The sequence below is a fragment of the Pantoea sp. BR_17 genome (assembly GCF_041955125.1).
Taxonomy (GTDB): Bacteria; Pseudomonadota; Gammaproteobacteria; order Enterobacterales; family Enterobacteriaceae; genus Pantoea; species Pantoea stewartii.
The window spans coordinates 122,415-139,493 of record NZ_JAVAXT010000012.1 but is presented as its reverse complement, the minus strand read 5'-3'; the positions used below and the strand labels follow the sequence as shown (position 1 = coordinate 139,493).

Below are 17,079 nucleotides of genomic sequence, written 5' to 3'. Positions count from 1 at the left end.
ATGACGATCAATACATTTGAGTTTCGTACGGTGTCTTCCATTGAAATGAAATGGGGAGGAGCACAGCAACTGGGCACCAATCTGACGGCACGGTTCACTCAGCGTAACGCATTGCTGATTACCGATGCCGGATTAATCAAAGCGGGACTGATTGCACCCATCACAAAAAATCTTGAAGAGGCGGGCTTTAGCGTCACCGTTTTTGATGAGGTTGTGGCCGATCCGCCTGAAGCCGTCGTGTACCGTTGTGTCGAGGTCGTTAAACAGGTCGGGGCCGATATTATTATCGGGCTGGGAGGGGGATCTTCGCTTGATATTGCTAAAGTCACCGCGGTGCTGGCGCACAGCGATCAGCCGCTGGCGGAGATGTACGGCATCGGCAAGGTCACCGGGTCGCGTCTGCCAATGGTGCTGATACCAACCACAGCCGGGACCGGCTCTGAAGTCACCAATATTGCCATTATCACTACTGGCGAAACCACCAAGATGGGCGTGGTTTCACCTCAGCTTTACGCAGATTTTGTGCTGCTTGATGCGGAACTGACGCTCGGACTGCCGAAAATTCACACCGCCGCAACCGGTATTGATGCAATGGTTCACGCCATCGAAGCCTACACCAGTAAGCACAAGAAAAACCCGCTTTCTGATGCGCTGGCCCGTGAGGCATTACGCCTGCTGGGCGCGAATCTGATTCACGTCTGTCAGGATGGGAGCAACCACGCCGCACGAGAAGGGATGTTACTGGGTGCTACGCTGGCCGGGCAGGCGTTTTCAAACTCGCCGGTCGCCGCCGTCCATGCTCTGGCTTACCCGTTGGGAGGGCATTATCACATCGCGCATGGTCTTTCTAACGCGCTAATGCTTGGCCCGGTGCTTCGTTTTAATGCCACTGCGGCCGCGCCGCTGTATGCCGAACTGGCCGACGTACTCAACGTACCCGGTAGCGGTGATGCAGTAGCCCGCTCAACCGCATTTGTCGACTTTATGCTGCATCTGATGGAGCAAAGTGGCGCGCCTCGCCGGTTACGGGATGTCGGGGTAACGGAAGATAGTCTGCCACGTCTGGCTGCGGATGCCATGCTGCAGACGCGTTTACTGACCAACAATCCTGTCGAGGTTCATGAGCACGATGCGCTAAATCTGTATCGAGAAGCATTCTGATTTCAATAATTAAAAATAACGCATCACTTTAACCACGCTAACGACCAGAGGAATATTCAGTATGAAAGATATCCGTCTCTACATGCTCCAGTCCGGTACGCTGAAGTGTAAGGTGCATAACATTAAGATGAATCAGGGCGCGGGTGCAGACTATGAAATCCCGGTTCCCTTTTTCCTGATCACCCATCCTGACGGACATACCATTATTGATGGTGGCAATGCCATTGAAGTGTCAACCGATCCCAGAGCCTACTGGGGAGGCATCTGTGATGTTTACTGGCCGGTACTCGGTAAAGATCAGGGCTGTGTCGATCAGGTCAAAGCACTGGGCATTGACCCGGCAGATGTTAAATACGTGGTGCAGTCTCACCTGCATCTTGACCACACTGGTGCGATTGGTCGCTTCCCAAATGCCCGCCATATTGTCCAGCGCATCGAATATGAATATGCCTTTACCCCGGACTGGTTCGCGGCCGGCGGCTACATCCGCAAAGATTACGATCGCCCCGGACTGGAGTGGCAGTTTTTGAACGGCACCGACGATGACTTTTATGACATCTATGGTGACGGCACGCTGACAACGGTATTTTCGCCAGGACACTCGCCCGGCCACCAGTCTTTTCTGGTGCGGTTGCCCAACAGCCAGCCGCTGCTACTGACTATCGATGCGGCCTATACCCGCGATCACTGGGAACAAAAAGCGCTGCCAGGTTTTCTGGCCTCAGCGGTGGATTCCGTGCGTTCCGTGCAGAAACTGCGTGCCGTGGCCGAACGTGCCGGTGCGCTGGTGGTGACCGGTCACGATCCTGACGCCTGGTCTGACTTCAAAAAAGCCCCTGAATACTATTCCTGAATAATGCCGTCCGGTTGGGGCAGTAACAACGTGGGTTAAGACACTCTCAAAAATCGAGGCAGGTTTATACTGCTTCGATTTTTATTCTATGGCCCTGATGGCAGGTTGCCGGGGTTGAGTCACCTCACAGCGCTGATAACTGAGAATAATGCGTCGTTCCTGTGGATAAAGCCTGCAGATTAAAGATCATATAGAAATTAAGAATGGGTACGGCAAGAGCAACGTGTAGTTGCTGGTGAATTGGTAACAGTTATGGTCCGGAAACTGACGTGCCAATGACTCATTTCATTGTATGACCCGTGAAGTTAAGTCCCACCTTCTTGAGGTTGCTGCTTTATGTGAAGGGCATGAAATGAGCAACTTCAGCTTAATCAATTTTCAACTACCTCAGCAAAATCGCTGTCTGCTGCAGAAATTGTAAAGGTCCGCTCCTCGCTCAAAGCAGACGTTCATTTTTTAACAGCCATCACGTATCTTTTCATTCCCGAGCTGCCTGCTACCCAACACCTCTGCCCCTCACCTGCCAGCGCACTAACCCGCCGGCATCACCCATTCCCCCCGATCACGTAACGGCTTTATCTATTACTTTTCGTAAAGCGGATCACAAATCAGCGCGCCAGATGACTCACTGCACAATTTCATATTGAATATCAATTTTCCAGGTGCCAGGATTAACCGGCATCACGCTTGTTACCGATTATCGGGCAAAACCTGAATGCAGGCTGAGGGATAATCCCTTCAACGCTGTATTTATGTTTTGCCCGATTGTGTTTCAGGAGTGAGCGATGCTGGTCAGACAAATACTGAATAATAATGTGGTCAGTGCCGTAGATGATAACGGCCTTGAAGTGATTTTAACCGGTCGGGGGCTGGGATTTAATACACGCAACGGGGCCCGTATTCATCTGCACGAAGCAGAAAAGATATTTCGGCTGCAAGATTCAGGCATCTCTGCACGCTTTAAAGATCTGGTCAGTGAAGTTCCCATCGATATTCTCCAGTTGACCGCCGATATCGTCAGCCTGGCGCATGAAACGCTGAAGCATAAACTAAGCGAAGGGCTGTATGTTACGCTGGCCGATCACCTCTACTTTGCGCTGGAGCGGCATAAAAATAACGCGCTGCTCGCCAACCCACTGGAATGGGAAGTCCGTCATTTTTACACCGCAGAATATGCGATTGGCCGCCAGGCACTGGGCATGGTAGTGGCCCGCACCGGCACCGTGCTACCAGACAGCGAAGCCTGCAGTATTGCGCTGCATATCGTGAATGCCGGGCTCAATGATAACTTAGGCAAAACCACTAAAATCACCCAACTCCTCTGTCAGTTACAACAAATCGTAAAATACTTTTTTACGCTGACCCGCGATGAACACAGTCTGAATTACCAGCGCTTCATTACCCATTTAAAATTCTTTGCGCAGCGGGTCATTGATGGCGAAGTATTAAATAACGACGACGAGGAATTATTCACGCTGGCACAACAGCGATATGCCCGAACGTTTGAGTGCGTAGAAGCCATCAGCACCTTCGTAAAAAAACATTATCACCACAGTATGAGTCACTCAGAAAAACTCTATCTAACGGTACACATTGAAAACATCGTGCAGCGCAGTGCGCATGATGTTGACACCCCATAATGCATTACTGAATTGCTTTACCGGCTTGTGACTGTTGAATCAGGCAAACCCCAGAAAATATGCCACCCGGTTTATGCCGGTCATTGTGGATGACGTCATATCGACTTCAGTCTGGAGGGATTTATGAATTATCAGGACACCGCACAGCAAATTATTCCCCTGATAGGCGGAAAAGATAACGTACAGTCTTTATTTCACTGCATTACCCGCCTGCGTTTTTTACTAAGAGATAACAGTAAAGCCGACCGTCACGCGCTTGAAGCACTGGATGGCGTGATCGGGGTTAATATTTCTGGCGACCAGTTTCAACTCATCATCGGTAATGATGTCAAACCACTGTGCGATGCGCTGCTCAGTCAGCTTCCGCTTCAGGAAGCTCCTGTCCGCCCTGCTTCGCGCTGTAACCCTGTTTCCGCAGTGCTTGAAGGGCTGTCCGGCATCTTCTCACCGATTATTCCGGCCATAGCGGGTGCAGGGATTCTCAAGGGCATTCTGGCGCTAATGGTGGCGTTTCACTGGCTGGAGACACAAAACCAGAGCTACCAGATCCTGCTGGCAATCAGCGATGGCGTGTTCTATTTTTTGCCGCTGGCGCTGGCGTTCAGTGCGGCAAAACGCTTTGGTGCCAATCCTTATGTCGCTGTTGCGCTGGCGGCATCACTCTTTCACCCTGCCCTGCAAACCCTCTTTACCGCAGGTGAGCCGATACGTTTTCTGGGTTTACCCGTTCCCACGGTGAACTATGCTTCGACAGTCATTCCGGTCCTGCTATCAATCTGGCTGTTGAGTTACGTGGAGCGCCTGATTGACCGCGTTATCCCTGCCGCCCTCAAAACCATGTTTGTTCCGCTTTTAAGCCTGCTTATCGTCACGCCGGTGACGCTGATCGCTATCGGGCCATTAGGGATTTTTGCCGGTAACGCACTGACCGGGGGCATTATCTGGCTGGTCGAAAACATGGGCATTATCGCGGGCGTGGTGGTCGGCGGGACGTTGTCGCTGATTATTATTACCGGCATGCACTATGTGCTGGTGCCGGTCATGATCCATAACATCAGCCATCTGGGATTCGACCCGTTTAAAATTCTTTTCTATGTGGCCAACCTTGGTCAGGCCGGTGCGGCGTTTGGCGTCTTTCTGCGGGCCCGGGATAAAAAGCTTAAATCGCTGGCGCTTACCACCAGCTTCAGTGCTGCCATGGGCATCACCGAGCCTGCGATGTACGGCATCAACATTCGCTACAAACGTCCCTTTGCCGCCGCTCTGCTTGGCGGTGCCTGTGGTGGCGCGTTTGCGATGGCGATGGGCGTAAAAACCTATGCGTTTGCACTCAGCGGCCTGCCCGGCATTCCCGCCCTGGTTGGTCCCACCTTCTTATCAGCACTGCTGAGTCTGGTCATTGCCTTTTCCAGTGCGGCCCTGCTGACCGTCATACTGGGTTTTGAGGAAGCGACCCGGAAGAACGTGGACAATACAGCCTCCTCACACTGTCATCATACGCAGGACCACGTAAGGCTTTTTGCGCCGGTCAGCGGTGAGATCACTCCGTTAAGCGCCTTAGCCGATCCGGTTTTTGCCGATGAAATTTTTGGCAAAGGGCTGGCGATTTACCCGACCGGCGGCAAGTTGCGCTCCCCCATTGATGGCCGCGTCGAGTCGCTCTTTGAAACCCACCACGCGCTGGGGCTGAAAAGTGACACTGGCGCGGAAATCCTGATCCACATTGGCATCGATACCGTGAAACTCGGCGGCCGCCATTTCACCAGCCATATTCAGCCGGGCCAGTTTATCCGCACCGGCGATCTGCTGATCACATTCGATCTGAACGCGCTTGAGGCCGAAGGCATCGATCCGAGCGTGATTGTAATCGTGACCAACTGCGAACGCTATGGCGAGGTTCGCCCGGTAAAAGCCGGGGGACATATCGCCTGCCGTGACGCTTTTCTGACACTCACCGCTGCGGCGGTTTAAGGAGCAAAGCATGACGTATTCACCCTCTTTTCCCGAAGATTTTCTGTGGGGCGGTGCCACGGCCGCGAATCAGCTTGAGGGCGCCTGGCATGTCGGCGGTAAAGGGCTGTCCGTATCGGATGTGTACACCTTTGACGCATCCACACCGCAAGACCAGTGGCTGGATCAGTGGTTAAGCATGACCCATGCGCAGGTAGCGGAAGCACAGAATCCGGAGAGCAAAAAATATTATCCCAAACGTAAAGGCAACGGGTTTTACACCCACTTTAAAGAGGATATCGCGCTGTTCGCCGGGATGGGATTCAGGTGCTTCAGGATGTCGATTGCCTGGACGCGCATCTTTCCACGCGGCGATGAAGCAGAACCCAACGAGGCGGGCCTGCAGTTTTATGATGCAGTGCTGGATGCCCTGCTCGCTCACGGGATCGAACCGATTGTGTCATTGTCACATTACGAAATGCCGCTTGCGCTGGTGACGGATTACGGCGGCTGGCCCAATCGCCAACTGGTAGATTTCTATGTGCGTTTTGCCACCACAGTTTTCATGCGCTATCGCAAAAAAGTGAAATACTGGATGACGTTCAACGAGATCAACTGTGTTAAGCATCACCCTTACGTGAGCATTGGCGTAATTGAAGAAGGTCACCCGCATATTGAACAGGATAAATACCAGGGTGCCCATCATCAGTTTGTCGCCAGCGCGCTGGCGACAAAGGCTTGCCACGCCATTATTCCCGGTGCGCAGGTGGGCTGTATGATCAGCTATCAAATCCTGTATCCGCACACCTGCCATCCGGATGATGTGCAGGCGTGCGAAGATATGCAGCGCGTGTCGTTGTTTTTTAGCGATGTGCAGGCACGCGGCTACTATCCGGCTTATGCAGAAAGAATGCTGGCGGAAAAAGGCGTACAGCTGATTAAAGCCGTAGGCGACGATGAAATCCTGCGGCAACATCCGGTGGACTTTGTTTCCTTTAGCTATTACATGTCCAGCACGGTCAGCGCCCATCCTGAAAAACTCACCGGCGCGCAGGGCAACCTGATCACCGGCGGCATCAGAAATCCGCACCTGGAAACCAGTGAATGGGGCTGGCAAATCGATCCCAAAGGCCTGCGCCTGGCACTGAATCAGCTGTATGATCGCTATCAAAAGCCGCTCTTTATTGCCGAAAACGGCCTGGGCGCAGTCGATACCGTCAAGGCCGATGGCAGTATTGATGACGATTACCGCATTGACTACCTGCGCCAGCACGTCGCGCAAATGAAAGAGGCCATTGCGGATGGCGTTCCCCTGTTTGGCTACACCTGGTGGGGACCGATTGACGTGGTGAGCGCAGGTACGGCGCAGATGTCTAAACGTTATGGGTTTATCTACGTGGATCAGGACGATATGGGCAATGGCACGCAGAAACGTACCTTAAAAAAGAGCTATCACTGGTATAAAAAACTGATAGCCTCTAATGGCGAAGACACGGGTCATTAAGCCGGTTGAACGCCATTGCTGTGACCTGCTGGCAGTCGCTGTCAGCAGGTCATTTTGATCTCAGCCGCTGCCATGCATATCTGGCAGAAACACGTTGCTGTCACATCAACCTGAAGAGAGGGTTAAGTTGAACACGCTGCATCTCGTCGATCCCGAGCTACGTCCCCTGCTCGCTAACAGCGCGCCGCTGGAACTCACGCCTGACGCAATCATTACGCTACGCCAGCAGCGCCAGGATGCTGCGCTTAAGCAGGTCCAGTCTTACCGCGACCAGGGGCTGAACATTGATGAACACCTGATCGCGTTTCCCGGCCATCCGTCGGTCAGAGTCTGTGTGATCACGCCCGTTGCGGCCGCCGGTAAACGCATGGGCATATTACATCTTCATGGCGGCGGTCATCTGTTTGGCAGCCCGGAGCAGTCTCTGTCGCTGACCAGCGCGACGGCACGGCGACATAACTGTGTGGTGGTCTCGGTGGACTATCGGCTGTCACCGGAAACCGTATTTCCGGGATCGCTGGAAGACAGCTATCAGGTGCTGAACTGGATGGTGAATGAAGCCGCGATGCTGGGCATCGATCCGGCACGTATCGGTGTTATGGGCGACAGCGCCGGTGCCGGGCTGGCGGCCTCACTGGCGCTGTTCACCCGCGATCGGAATGGCCCCACGCTGGCCTTTCAGAATCTGATGTTCCCGATGCTGGATGACCGCACGGTCACCGAAACCCACCCCAATCCCGTGACCGGCGAGTTTGTCTGGACGCGGGAATACAACCGCATCGGCTGGTCGGCGCTGCTGGGCGAAGCGCCCGGTGGCGAAGCCGTTTCGCCTTATGCGGCCCCCGCTCGCGCCACAGACCTGCGCGGACTTCCCCCGGCCTGGATTGGCGTGGGCACGCTGGACCTGTTTCTGGATGAGAACCTCGACTATGCACAGCGGTTAATCCGCGCCGGGGTTGCCGTGGAGTTGCACGTCTGGCCGGGCGCGTTTCATGGTTTCCACGGCAGTGAGACGGCGGCAGTATCGTTGCAGGCCCGGGAACTGCGCCAAATCTGGCTGTCGCGCTTTGCGCCCTGATACTCAGCCAGGCCAGGGTTAACGTCCATCCAGGGCTCACGGAGTGAAGTGATGCAAATGCTGCACATTGTGCCTCGCCTGATGACAGCGGTGCGGGCGGGCAACAAACGCCATACGATACGCTGGCAGGAACGGGCCATTACGCCCGGTCCGCTGCGTTATATCAACCACGAAGATCCTGCTGACAGCGTCATTGTGACTGTTGAACGGGTTGTCGTGATGCCGCTGTCATCCGTCGCGCAGCATCTGGGCAAAGATGAGGAATGGCCCGATGCGGAACTGCTGGCAGGCATGCAGGAGCACTATCCCGCGATTCAGCTCGATTCACAGGTGGCAGTGATACATCACTCCGCCCCCTGTGAGACGGAGACAGGACGCTATCAGACACTGCTTGCCGCGTTGACGGCGCTGGAATGCAGTCTGCATCAGGAAAAACGTTACGATGCAGCCTGGCTGGCGCAGCGACTGCATCCTGAATTTCAGGAAATTACCCGCTCGGGCGTGCGGGTGAATCGCGCGCAGACGATTGCGGCCTTACAAGCTGAAGCGCATGCGCCGGCAATCGTCAGCCGCGATTTTCAGCTGATACAGACAGGAACACATCACGCCCTGTTGCTTTACCGTACCGCAAGACCCGATGGCCGCCATGCCGCATGGCGGTCGTCCCATTGGGTGTACCACGCAACGCAAGGCTGGCAGATGATTTTTCATCAGGCCAGCCCCGCAGCAGAACCGGATTTTTAGTGCGGATACTGGCGCATCCTGAAGACGGATGCGCCCGCCTGGCTATTTCACTACCGGGTTTTTCTGCAACGACAGCGCATCCATAAACGCATCGTCCAGTTGCAGGTGTTGTTTCACCAGGTCGCGCGGCGTACCGGCCAGCCATTGATTCAGTGAAATGTCAGCGTAATAATCGCTTTTGAACAGCTCCAGGAAACGCAGCGGCCCCTTGCCGGTGTTTTCCACATAGTGCCCCATGGCGAACGGCACATAGCCGACATCTCCGGCCCGGTAATCAAAGGTTCTGGCCTGGCCGGATGAACCAAACACGCCCATGCGTCCTTCGCCTTCCAGATAGTATTGCCACTCATCGTTGTTTGGATGCCAGTGCAGCTCACGCAAGCCACCGGGTTCGATCTCGACCAGTGCCGCCGCAATGGTTTTGGAGACCTTAAAGGTGGAAGAGTCGGTGATGCGGACCGTGCCGCCTGGCGCTTTGATCGGGTCCTGCGCCAGCATACGGTGAGTAAAGGTGCGTTTGGCTTTGGTTGCCCCTTGTACCTGCACCGATGACAGGCTGCCGGGCACCGGTGCGGCAAAGATATATTCGTCCTGCGGCGACGGTAGTTTCGCAAAGGTTGAGACAGGGACCTTAAAGTTTTTCGCCAGGATCTCGGGCGGGATATGTTTAAACCAGTCGGACAGCAGGAAGGTGCTGTCTTCATCGAATCCACCGTTGTCAAAGGCCAGCAGGAACTCACAGCCGTCCGGCCCCAGGCCCTGAATAGAGTGCGGAATGCCCGGCGGGAAATACCACAAATCACCCACGCCAATATCGTCCACGAACCAGGTGCCGTCGGTATCAAACGCCGTGACGCGGGCGTTGCCGTAAGTCATGTACGCCCATTCGCCCTCTTTATGCCAGTGCAGCTCACGAATGCCCCCTGCATTGAGGCGCATATCCACGCCCGCAATCGTGGTGGAGACGCCGAGCTCACGTTGAGTGACCTGGCGGGTCCATCCACCGCTGCTTTTACGTATGTGCGCGTCACTGAAGGAAAAGCGCAGATTCGGTAACGTGCCGCTGTCCGTCGCCGGTGGATTCACGATATCCGGGTTTTCGGCTTCGCGGATCGGATCGTGCGGTCCGGGATCGCGGCCCCCGCCGGAAAAAGACTGGATGCTGTCATGCGCGTGCACCTGTCCGGCCGCCAGCGCGACGGTGCCGCCCGCCGCAAAAGCCATAAAACTTCTTCGGGTTAATTTACTCATAAATACACTACCTCGTTCCTTGCTGATAAAGTCACCGACATGCACTGTCCTAAGGAATGTATAGCGGGGAAAGTTAAATTTTATTTAAGTGATATGTAAATTTTGATGACAACCACAAGACAGGTATGGCGCAGAAGTTATCAACGCGTGCGAACTCTTTGCCGCTGGTTTAGGAATGGTTAAGTTTTCTTATTGATACTGCCCCAGAACTGGCACGAAAAGATAAGTTTCGCGTCCGGCCTTCGTATCGTTTTTGATCACACTTTGTTACAGGTGCAGGCCAGTGAGTGCACCGGCGCAGGCGGGTGACTGAGCAGGCATAAGTTGAATTGACTGTATAACGGGCGATCAGGTTATGCGGCCAGCATGACGGTGGTGTCCTGACCGCCTGACCAGGGCGCAGATAAGTCGGACGAGTGCGGCGTCTGGCCGACATAACCTGCGTGACCCGACGTGAAGGTCCTGTCAGAACACGCCGTCCCGACACGGTCTGGCGGCCTGTTGGGGTGCGCGCGCGGAGAAAGGCGCATCAGGTTGTTGCGCACAAGACGGGTAAGCGCTGTGCCGTTCAGGCAGATTAACGATGATGATGCTCTCTTCCGGTCCGTCGAGCACCTCATCCATCAGGTTCAGATAGTCGTAAGCATTTTGCATAAATCGTCTCTGTTCAGTTATCCATAGTGAAGCAGGTAATCCAGTCAACACAGGCACGAAATGATCACTGCGAAGGATCGATAATAGCCGCTAATTACCCTGTCACAAGCAGATTACGCTTATATGACAACCAGCAGAGGAAAATGCGGCGTGCACAGGGCACGCCGCACCAGGTCAGAAGAAGCCAAGTGGCTGAATGCTGTAACTCACCAGCAGGTTTTTAGTCTGCTGATAGTGATCAAGCATCATCTTGTGGGTTTCACGACCAATGCCCGATTTCTTGTACCCGCCAAAGGCGGCATGGGCAGGATAGAGATGGTAACAGTTAGTCCAGACGCGACCGGCTTTGATCGCACGGCCCACCCGATAGGCGCGGTTGATATCCCGCGTCCAGACGCCCGCGCCCAGCCCATAGATGGAATCATTGGCGATGGCGATGGCTTCTGCCTCGTCTTTAAAGGTGGTGATGCCGACGACCGGTCCAAAGATCTCCTCTTGGAAGACGCGCATGCTGTTGTTGCCTTTCAGCAGCGTCGGCTGGATGTAGTAGCCGCTGGCAAGTGCATCGTCGAGCTTTTCAACGCCGCCGCCGGTGAGGATTTCGGCCCCTTCCTGACGGGCAATCTCCAGATACGAGAGTATTTTGTCGAACTGCTGCTGTGACGCCTGAGCACCGACCATGGTCTCCGTATCCAGCGGATCGCCGCGTCTGATGGTTTTGATACGTTTAAGCACCGCCGCCATAAAGGGCTCATAGATGGATTCCTGCACCAGCGCGCGCGACGGGCAGGTACAGACTTCGCCCTGATTCAGGAAGCCCAGTACTACGCCCTCTGCCGCTTTTTCAATGAAGCTCTCTTCGGCCTGCATAATGTCTTCGAAGAAGATGTTAGGTGATTTACCGCCCAGCTCAACGGTGGACGGGATCAGGCTTTTCGCCGCCAGCTCCAGAATGTGTCCGCCCGTCGCCGTCGATCCGGTAAAGGCCACCTTGGCAATACCGGGATGCGAGGCCAGCGCCTCACCGGCTTCTTTTCCGTAGCCGTGAACCACGTTCACCACACCGGGCGGCAGCAGATCTTGAATCAGTTCAACAAACAGCGTGATCGACAGCGGCGTTTGTTCTGCCGGTTTAAGCACCACGCAGTTGCCCGCACCCAGTGCCGGTGCCAGCTTCCAGGCCGCCATCAACAGCGGGAAGTTCCACGGAATAATCTGCGCCACCACGCCCAGTGGCTCGTGGAAGTGATAGGCGGCGGTAAACTCGTCGATTTCAGCTGCGCTGCCCTCCTGCGCCCTGACGCAACCGGCGAAATAACGGAAATGATCCACCGCCAGCGGCATATCCGCAGCCAGCGTTTCCCGCACTGGCTTACCGTTATCCCATGTTTCATTGACCGCCATGTATTCCAGATTTTCTTCCAGGCGGTCAGCAATTTTTAACAGTACCAGCGCACGTTGCTGAGGTGAGGTTTTGCCCCATGCGTCAGCGGCTGCGGCTGCGGCGGCCACGGCCTTATCGACATCGGCCTTGTTCGATCGGGGAAACTCGCCCGCGGCTGAGCCGTTAACGGGGGACGTATTGGTAAAATAGTTACCGTTTACCGGGGCGACGAACTCGCCGTTGATGAAATTGCCGTAGTGCTTCTGCAAAGTGATGAGAGAACCCTGTTCTCCTGGAGCGGCATAACGCATGCTGGATCTCCTTACGCTGTGTGATGTGAAACAACTATGAAACTTGTTGTTAACATATTCGATCAGCGCCAGCCTGACAGGTTTGTTGTCCCTAAACTGTGACCGCGGCAAAGGAAATACCCGCCAGAGCCACTACAGATAATTCCGACTTTTTACCGCTTCGCCTGTTAACTGGAAACTTTCGGCGCGAATGAGGTCAATATGAGGATATGTTCACTCTGGAGGTAGGTCAGCATGTTGGCTTCGGCTTTCACGTTAATGCGCGCAAAAGCAGATTTCGTCCACCAGTTCATCCGCAATCCGCGCAAGATGGGCAGCATCACCCCGTCTTCCGAAGCGCTGTGTCGCACCATGGTGGAAGCGGTCGACTGGCGTCATCAATTCCGGATCGCTGAGTTAGGCGCAGGCGATGGTGTGCTGACGCGTCGCCTGCTGGCAAAGATGGCACCTGAGGCCACACTGGACGTATTTGAAATCAGCAGCGCGCTGGCACAAAAGCTTAACGCGCTGGATGATGAACGCATGACGGTACGCACCTGCTCGGCGGAGTACCTGAACGGCAGCTATGACGCTATTTTTTCTGGCCTTCCGCTTCTGTCGCTGTCGCCGGAACTGCGCGAGGCGATTTTGCAGGCGGTTTTCCACGCGCTGGGCCCCAACGGCGTCTTTGTACAGTTTCAGTACACATCCCTGACCCAGCCCGATTTGTCCCGTTACTTTACCTGGGAACGTCAGCGGGTTTTAAAAAACGTGCCGCCCGCCTGGGTTTACCGCTGCGCCCGTCACTATGCGCCCTGAGCGCTGTCGACCGCCGGGCGCGTTTGCAGCCAGAAATGGGTTAAAATGCTGCGTGCCCAGTCCGCCCCCTGCAGTTCGGCGCCATCGCTGTCTACATCGTCGGGCAGACAGGCATCCATAATCTGGCGATCAAATTCGGGATGGAACTGCATGGACAGCGCATTCGGCGAATAGCGCAATACCTGGCAGGGATCTTTTTCTGACTGTGCCAGAATCGTCGACTGCGCCGGCGGTATCACCACCGACTGACGATGAGAAAGCCAGGCCTCGAAGTGTTCCGGCAGGGTCGCAAGCAGGGGATCGTGCTTCGCCGCGGTCGTCGTGTTCAGCGCCAGTAATCCCCGTTCCCAGCCATGAGGGTTGTCCGCGACTTTACCTCCCAGCGCATACGCCATGAGCTGATGGCCGTAGCACACGCCCAGTAGTGGCAACTGCGCGTCCATCCCCGCGCGAACCCAGGCAGCGGTGCGTTCGCTCCACTCCTCATGGTCAGTCACCATTGCCCACGAACCGCTTAATACCGCGCCGGAGATTTCAGTAAACTGTGGCAACGGCTCACCCAGATGCGGACGGACGATAAGGTAATCTTCAGGCTGTAAATTCAGAGCATCAATAAACCAGACCGGCTGTTCACCGATTTTTTCGACCACACTGGCAGGAGGAACATCTAACTGAATCAGGGCAAGCGGCAAGGCAGGTGCATAAGTCATACCGAATCGGATCCTCACAGGCGTTAACGTTTCGGAAAATCAGTCTGACAGCAACTGTTGTAAAAGTCTTATGAATTTTTAGAGTTAACTAAATAAAAAAAACGTTAATCATTGTCTTAACCGCGCGGGTTCATGCCATGATTATCGGGTAACGTGTTTTTTCAAAGGATGACATTGTGGCAGTGCGGCATTTCTTTACGGTTCTGATGGTCGTGTCCATCTGGGCCTTTAATAACGTGGCGGTGAAATGGGGCTTAGTGGATTTACCGCCCCTGTTCCTGACCTGGATGCGGTTTTTCGTCGTGGCGATTGTCCTGGTACCGTTTTGCCGGATTAACCGTCAACAGTTTCCCTGGCTGTTACTGCTGGCCTTTACGTTTGGCTTTATGCACTTCTCGCTGCTGTTTCTCGGCATGCGTTATACCGATGCCGGAACAGGAGCGATTGTGGTGCAACTGGGCACGCCGATTGCGATGCTGCTGGCGATGGTATTCCTGAAAGAGAAGCTGCGGCTTATCCAGCTTATCGGCATTATCATTTCACTGAGCGGTGTAGTGGTGCTGTCCGGCAGCCCGACGATCCCCGCCTGGTGGGTGCTCTGTATCCTGCTGTGCAGCGCCACGGGCTGGGCGGTGAGCAATCTGATTGTGAAAAAATCGCCCCCGATTAAGCCGCTGACCATGACGGGCTGGATCGCGTTTCTGGCGTTGCCCATTGTCGGCGCGGCCAGCTATATGTCCGAATCACATCAGCTTTATGCCCTGCAACATGCGGGCTGGCGCGGCTGGTTTGCCATTCTCTACAGTGCGATTGCCTCTTCGGTAGTCGCCTATACCTTGTGGTATTCACTGCTGAAGAAATACAACGTTAACCTGATTATGCCCTACTCCCTGCTGACACCGGTGCTGGCAGTGATCATGGGCATTGTGGTGCTGGGCGACAGCCTGAACAGTTTCAAAATTATTGGTGCCTCGTTGGTGATCCTCGGCACTACCATTGCGGTAATCAACCTGCGTAATCTGCGCATGCACGCCCGGTTTCCGCGCTTACGACGTCGTTAAAGGCACATGCTATGCTTCAGGAATCGTCCGCTTCAGGAGCCTGTAGCATGAATCATCTGGCCAACGCACTCTGGCAGCAGATGTGGCAGGGATTGCATGGCAACCCTGCGCCACACGCGCTGCCTGTTTTCACCGATCACGCGGCCTTTTCCTCCGCCTATGCCGTCAGTGAACTGGCGGCCACCAGTCTGGGATTAGCGACGCAGGGCATCGCTGATTTACTCAATCGTCCTGTCCGTGCACAGATCAATGTCCGCCTTGCCTCACGCTGGTTCCAGCACAGTTTTATGCCGCTTAACCGCCCTGCACCCGCACTGTGGGATGCCTTTGCGGGCGATTACGCCTGCCGCAACGGCTGGATCCGTCTGCATACCAATGCGCCCCACCATCGCCTGGCGATGGAGAGCGTGCTGGGTCAGCATCCGGATCGGGATGCGCTGGCGCGGGAAGTGGCGCAGTGGCAGGCCTCCGAGCTGGAGCAGGCCGTGATTGACGCTGGCGGTTGCGCTGCCGAAATGCGCAGTGCTGAAGCCTGGCGACAGCATCCGCAGGGACTGGCCGTCATACATGAACCGTTGTTTGCCCGGCAGACCATGACCGAGGGCCCTGCGGTCGACTGGGCGTTGCCCGACGCGCGTCCGTTACTGGGCATCAGGGTGCTGGATCTGACGCGCATCATCGCGGGCCCGGTGGCCACGCGCTTTCTCGCCAGCCTGGGGGCAAATGTGTTGCGTATCGATCCACCCGGCTGGCAAGAACCGGGCGCGGATGAGGAGCTCGCCTGCGGCAAGCGCCGCGCCGTGCTGGACCTGAAACAGCCCGCTGACCGTGCACAGTTTATCTGGTTGCTGAAACAGGCCGATGTGCTTGTGCACGGTTACCGTGCCGATGCGCTGGAAAAGCTGGGATTTGATGCGGAATCGCTGCAAAGCCTGTGTCCCGGCCTGGTGGACGTGGGCCTGAATGCCTGGGGCTGGCAGGGCCCCTGGCGCAACCGGCGCGGTTTCGACAGTCTGGTGCAGATGGGTTGCGGTATTGCCGAACAGGGCATGCGCTGGAAGCAACATACTGCACCGGTGCCTCTGCCGGTTCAGGCGCTGGATCATGCCACGGGTTACCTGATAGCGGCGGCCGTGCTGGCCGGTCTGCGTCAGCGCCTTCATGAAGGCAGCGGAAGTCAGACGCGCCTGTCGCTGGCGCGCACCGCCTGGCTGCTGGAGCAGCACCGTTACGCCAGCGACATGGCCCATTCGGGGATCATCCCGCAGCACAGCGACAATCAGCCCAGCCTAGAACTTACACCGTGGGGAATCGGCGTACGTCTGCACTCCGCCGCATGGCTGCCCGGCACCGCCCTGAAGTGTGCCACGCCCGGCTGCCCACCCGGCAGCCATCCGGCGACGTGGTAAATCAGGCGTCGTCGCCCTGCTCGCTGGCGCTTTCCACCAGCTCATCGTACATGGCCTGAATCGCTTCACGGCTCAGCTCGGCCAGGGTGCGGTAAAAGGCGGTAGTGGCATGCGCCTCGACTTTGCCCAGGAATGCGCCGCACCACGGCATCAGAAACGTATCAAACAGCGCCAGTTGAGCGGCGCTTTCGTCTGCCGCAGACTGATCTTCCAGCCATGACGCCGCCAGCAACAGCGCGCCAAAATGATCCGTCGGTGCTTCACCCAGCGGCATACCGCGCGAGGTTAAAAAAGCGCGGATCTCGGACTCCGGCTTTCCTTCCGGCCAGTGTGAGGCAAAGGGCGAAACGTTACGTGATTCGCCAACAAACAGCGCCTCATAGTCGGCAGTCAGTGCCTGCGGATCGCTGCTCTGCTGCAACCGTTTCAACAACGCATCCTGCTCCAGCGGCCACTGCGCCGCCAGTTTGCCTTCGCGAATCAGCGTAAACAGCGGTGCCAGCAGGGGATCCTGCGGATGGCGGTTAAACAGCGAGCCGATAATGCGGCACAGAATGGAAAACTCATTCAT

General features: G+C 55.7%; 15 protein-coding genes. 10 read left to right on the top strand and 5 right to left on the bottom strand.

Annotation, left to right across the window (positions count from 1 at the left end; translation table 11 throughout):
• The 7 genes from RAC60_RS17900 to RAC60_RS17870 all read left to right on the top strand — a co-directional run bounded on the left by RAC60_RS17900 (window position 1) and on the right by RAC60_RS17870 (window position 8,930).
• The gene (locus RAC60_RS17900; RefSeq protein ID WP_375094092.1) at window positions 1-1,161 is read left to right on the top strand and encodes an iron-containing alcohol dehydrogenase; all 1,161 of its coding nucleotides are present in this window, start codon (window positions 1-3) and stop codon (window positions 1,159-1,161) included.
• 61 nt (window positions 1,162-1,222) lie between these two features.
• Window positions 1,223-2,014, top strand: coding sequence for an N-acyl homoserine lactonase AttM (gene attM, locus RAC60_RS17895; RefSeq protein ID WP_375094091.1), 792 nt, complete (start codon window positions 1,223-1,225; stop codon window positions 2,012-2,014).
• Between the two features lie 785 nt (window positions 2,015-2,799).
• Window positions 2,800-3,654, top strand: a complete 855-nt coding sequence (licT, locus tag RAC60_RS17890) for a BglG family transcription antiterminator LicT (protein WP_033737497.1) — start codon at window positions 2,800-2,802, stop codon at window positions 3,652-3,654.
• A 123-nt stretch (window positions 3,655-3,777) separates the two neighbouring features.
• Window positions 3,778-5,625, top strand: coding sequence for a beta-glucoside-specific PTS transporter subunit IIABC (locus tag RAC60_RS17885; protein ID WP_205959453.1), 1,848 nt, complete (start codon window positions 3,778-3,780; stop codon window positions 5,623-5,625).
• 10 nt (window positions 5,626-5,635) lie between these two features.
• Window positions 5,636-7,108 carry a glycoside hydrolase family 1 protein gene (locus RAC60_RS17880; protein WP_375094090.1) on the top strand — a complete coding sequence of 491 codons (1,473 nt, stop codon included), beginning with the start codon at window positions 5,636-5,638 and terminating at the stop codon, window positions 7,106-7,108.
• Between the two features lie 127 nt (window positions 7,109-7,235).
• Window positions 7,236-8,186, top strand: a complete 951-nt coding sequence (locus RAC60_RS17875) for an alpha/beta hydrolase (RefSeq protein ID WP_058701358.1) — start codon at window positions 7,236-7,238, stop codon at window positions 8,184-8,186.
• Between the two features lie 51 nt (window positions 8,187-8,237).
• A complete protein-coding gene (locus RAC60_RS17870; RefSeq protein WP_375094089.1) occupies window positions 8,238-8,930 on the top strand; it encodes a DUF4440 domain-containing protein in 693 nt (230 codons plus the stop codon).
• A gap of 42 nt (window positions 8,931-8,972) precedes the next feature.
• Here the strand turns inward: RAC60_RS17870 and RAC60_RS17865 are convergent, their stop codons facing one another.
• The 3 genes from RAC60_RS17865 to RAC60_RS17855 form a co-directional block, all read right to left on the bottom strand.
• Window positions 8,973-10,181, bottom strand: coding sequence for a cupin domain-containing protein (locus tag RAC60_RS17865; RefSeq protein WP_375094088.1), 1,209 nt, complete (start codon window positions 10,179-10,181; stop codon window positions 8,973-8,975).
• A gap of 465 nt (window positions 10,182-10,646) precedes the next feature.
• The gene (locus RAC60_RS17860; protein WP_205954458.1) at window positions 10,647-10,835 is read right to left on the bottom strand and encodes a hypothetical protein; all 189 of its coding nucleotides are present in this window, start codon (window positions 10,833-10,835) and stop codon (window positions 10,647-10,649) included.
• A 174-nt stretch (window positions 10,836-11,009) separates the two neighbouring features.
• Window positions 11,010-12,530 carry an aldehyde dehydrogenase family protein gene (locus RAC60_RS17855; protein WP_375094087.1) on the bottom strand — a complete coding sequence of 507 codons (1,521 nt, stop codon included), beginning with the start codon at window positions 12,528-12,530 and terminating at the stop codon, window positions 11,010-11,012.
• 234 nt (window positions 12,531-12,764) lie between these two features.
• On the opposite strand from RAC60_RS17855, the gene RAC60_RS17850 reads away from it, so the two are divergent.
• On the top strand, window positions 12,765-13,328 hold the full coding sequence (locus RAC60_RS17850; RefSeq protein WP_162286833.1) for a class I SAM-dependent methyltransferase: 564 nt from the start codon (window positions 12,765-12,767) through the stop codon (window positions 13,326-13,328).
• Here RAC60_RS17850 and RAC60_RS17845 read toward each other — a convergent pair.
• Window positions 13,316-14,038 carry a glutamine amidotransferase gene (locus tag RAC60_RS17845; protein WP_277281786.1) on the bottom strand — a complete coding sequence of 241 codons (723 nt, stop codon included), beginning with the start codon at window positions 14,036-14,038 and terminating at the stop codon, window positions 13,316-13,318. The two genes, RAC60_RS17850 and RAC60_RS17845, sit on opposite strands and share 13 nt — an antisense overlap.
• Window positions 14,039-14,214: 176 nt before the next feature.
• Here RAC60_RS17845 and RAC60_RS17840 point away from each other — a divergent pair, with 176 nt between their 5' ends.
• Window positions 14,215-15,099: an EamA family transporter gene (locus RAC60_RS17840; protein ID WP_324028559.1), complete on the top strand. Its 885-nt coding sequence runs from the start codon at window positions 14,215-14,217 to the stop codon at window positions 15,097-15,099.
• 47 nt (window positions 15,100-15,146) lie between these two features.
• A complete protein-coding gene (locus tag RAC60_RS17835) occupies window positions 15,147-16,508 on the top strand; it encodes a CoA transferase (RefSeq protein ID WP_205954456.1) in 1,362 nt (453 codons plus the stop codon).
• Between the two features lies 1 nt (window position 16,509).
• Here the strand turns inward: RAC60_RS17835 and RAC60_RS17830 are convergent, their stop codons facing one another.
• On the bottom strand, window positions 16,510-17,079 hold the full coding sequence (locus tag RAC60_RS17830; protein ID WP_164483149.1) for a molecular chaperone: 570 nt from the start codon (window positions 17,077-17,079) through the stop codon (window positions 16,510-16,512).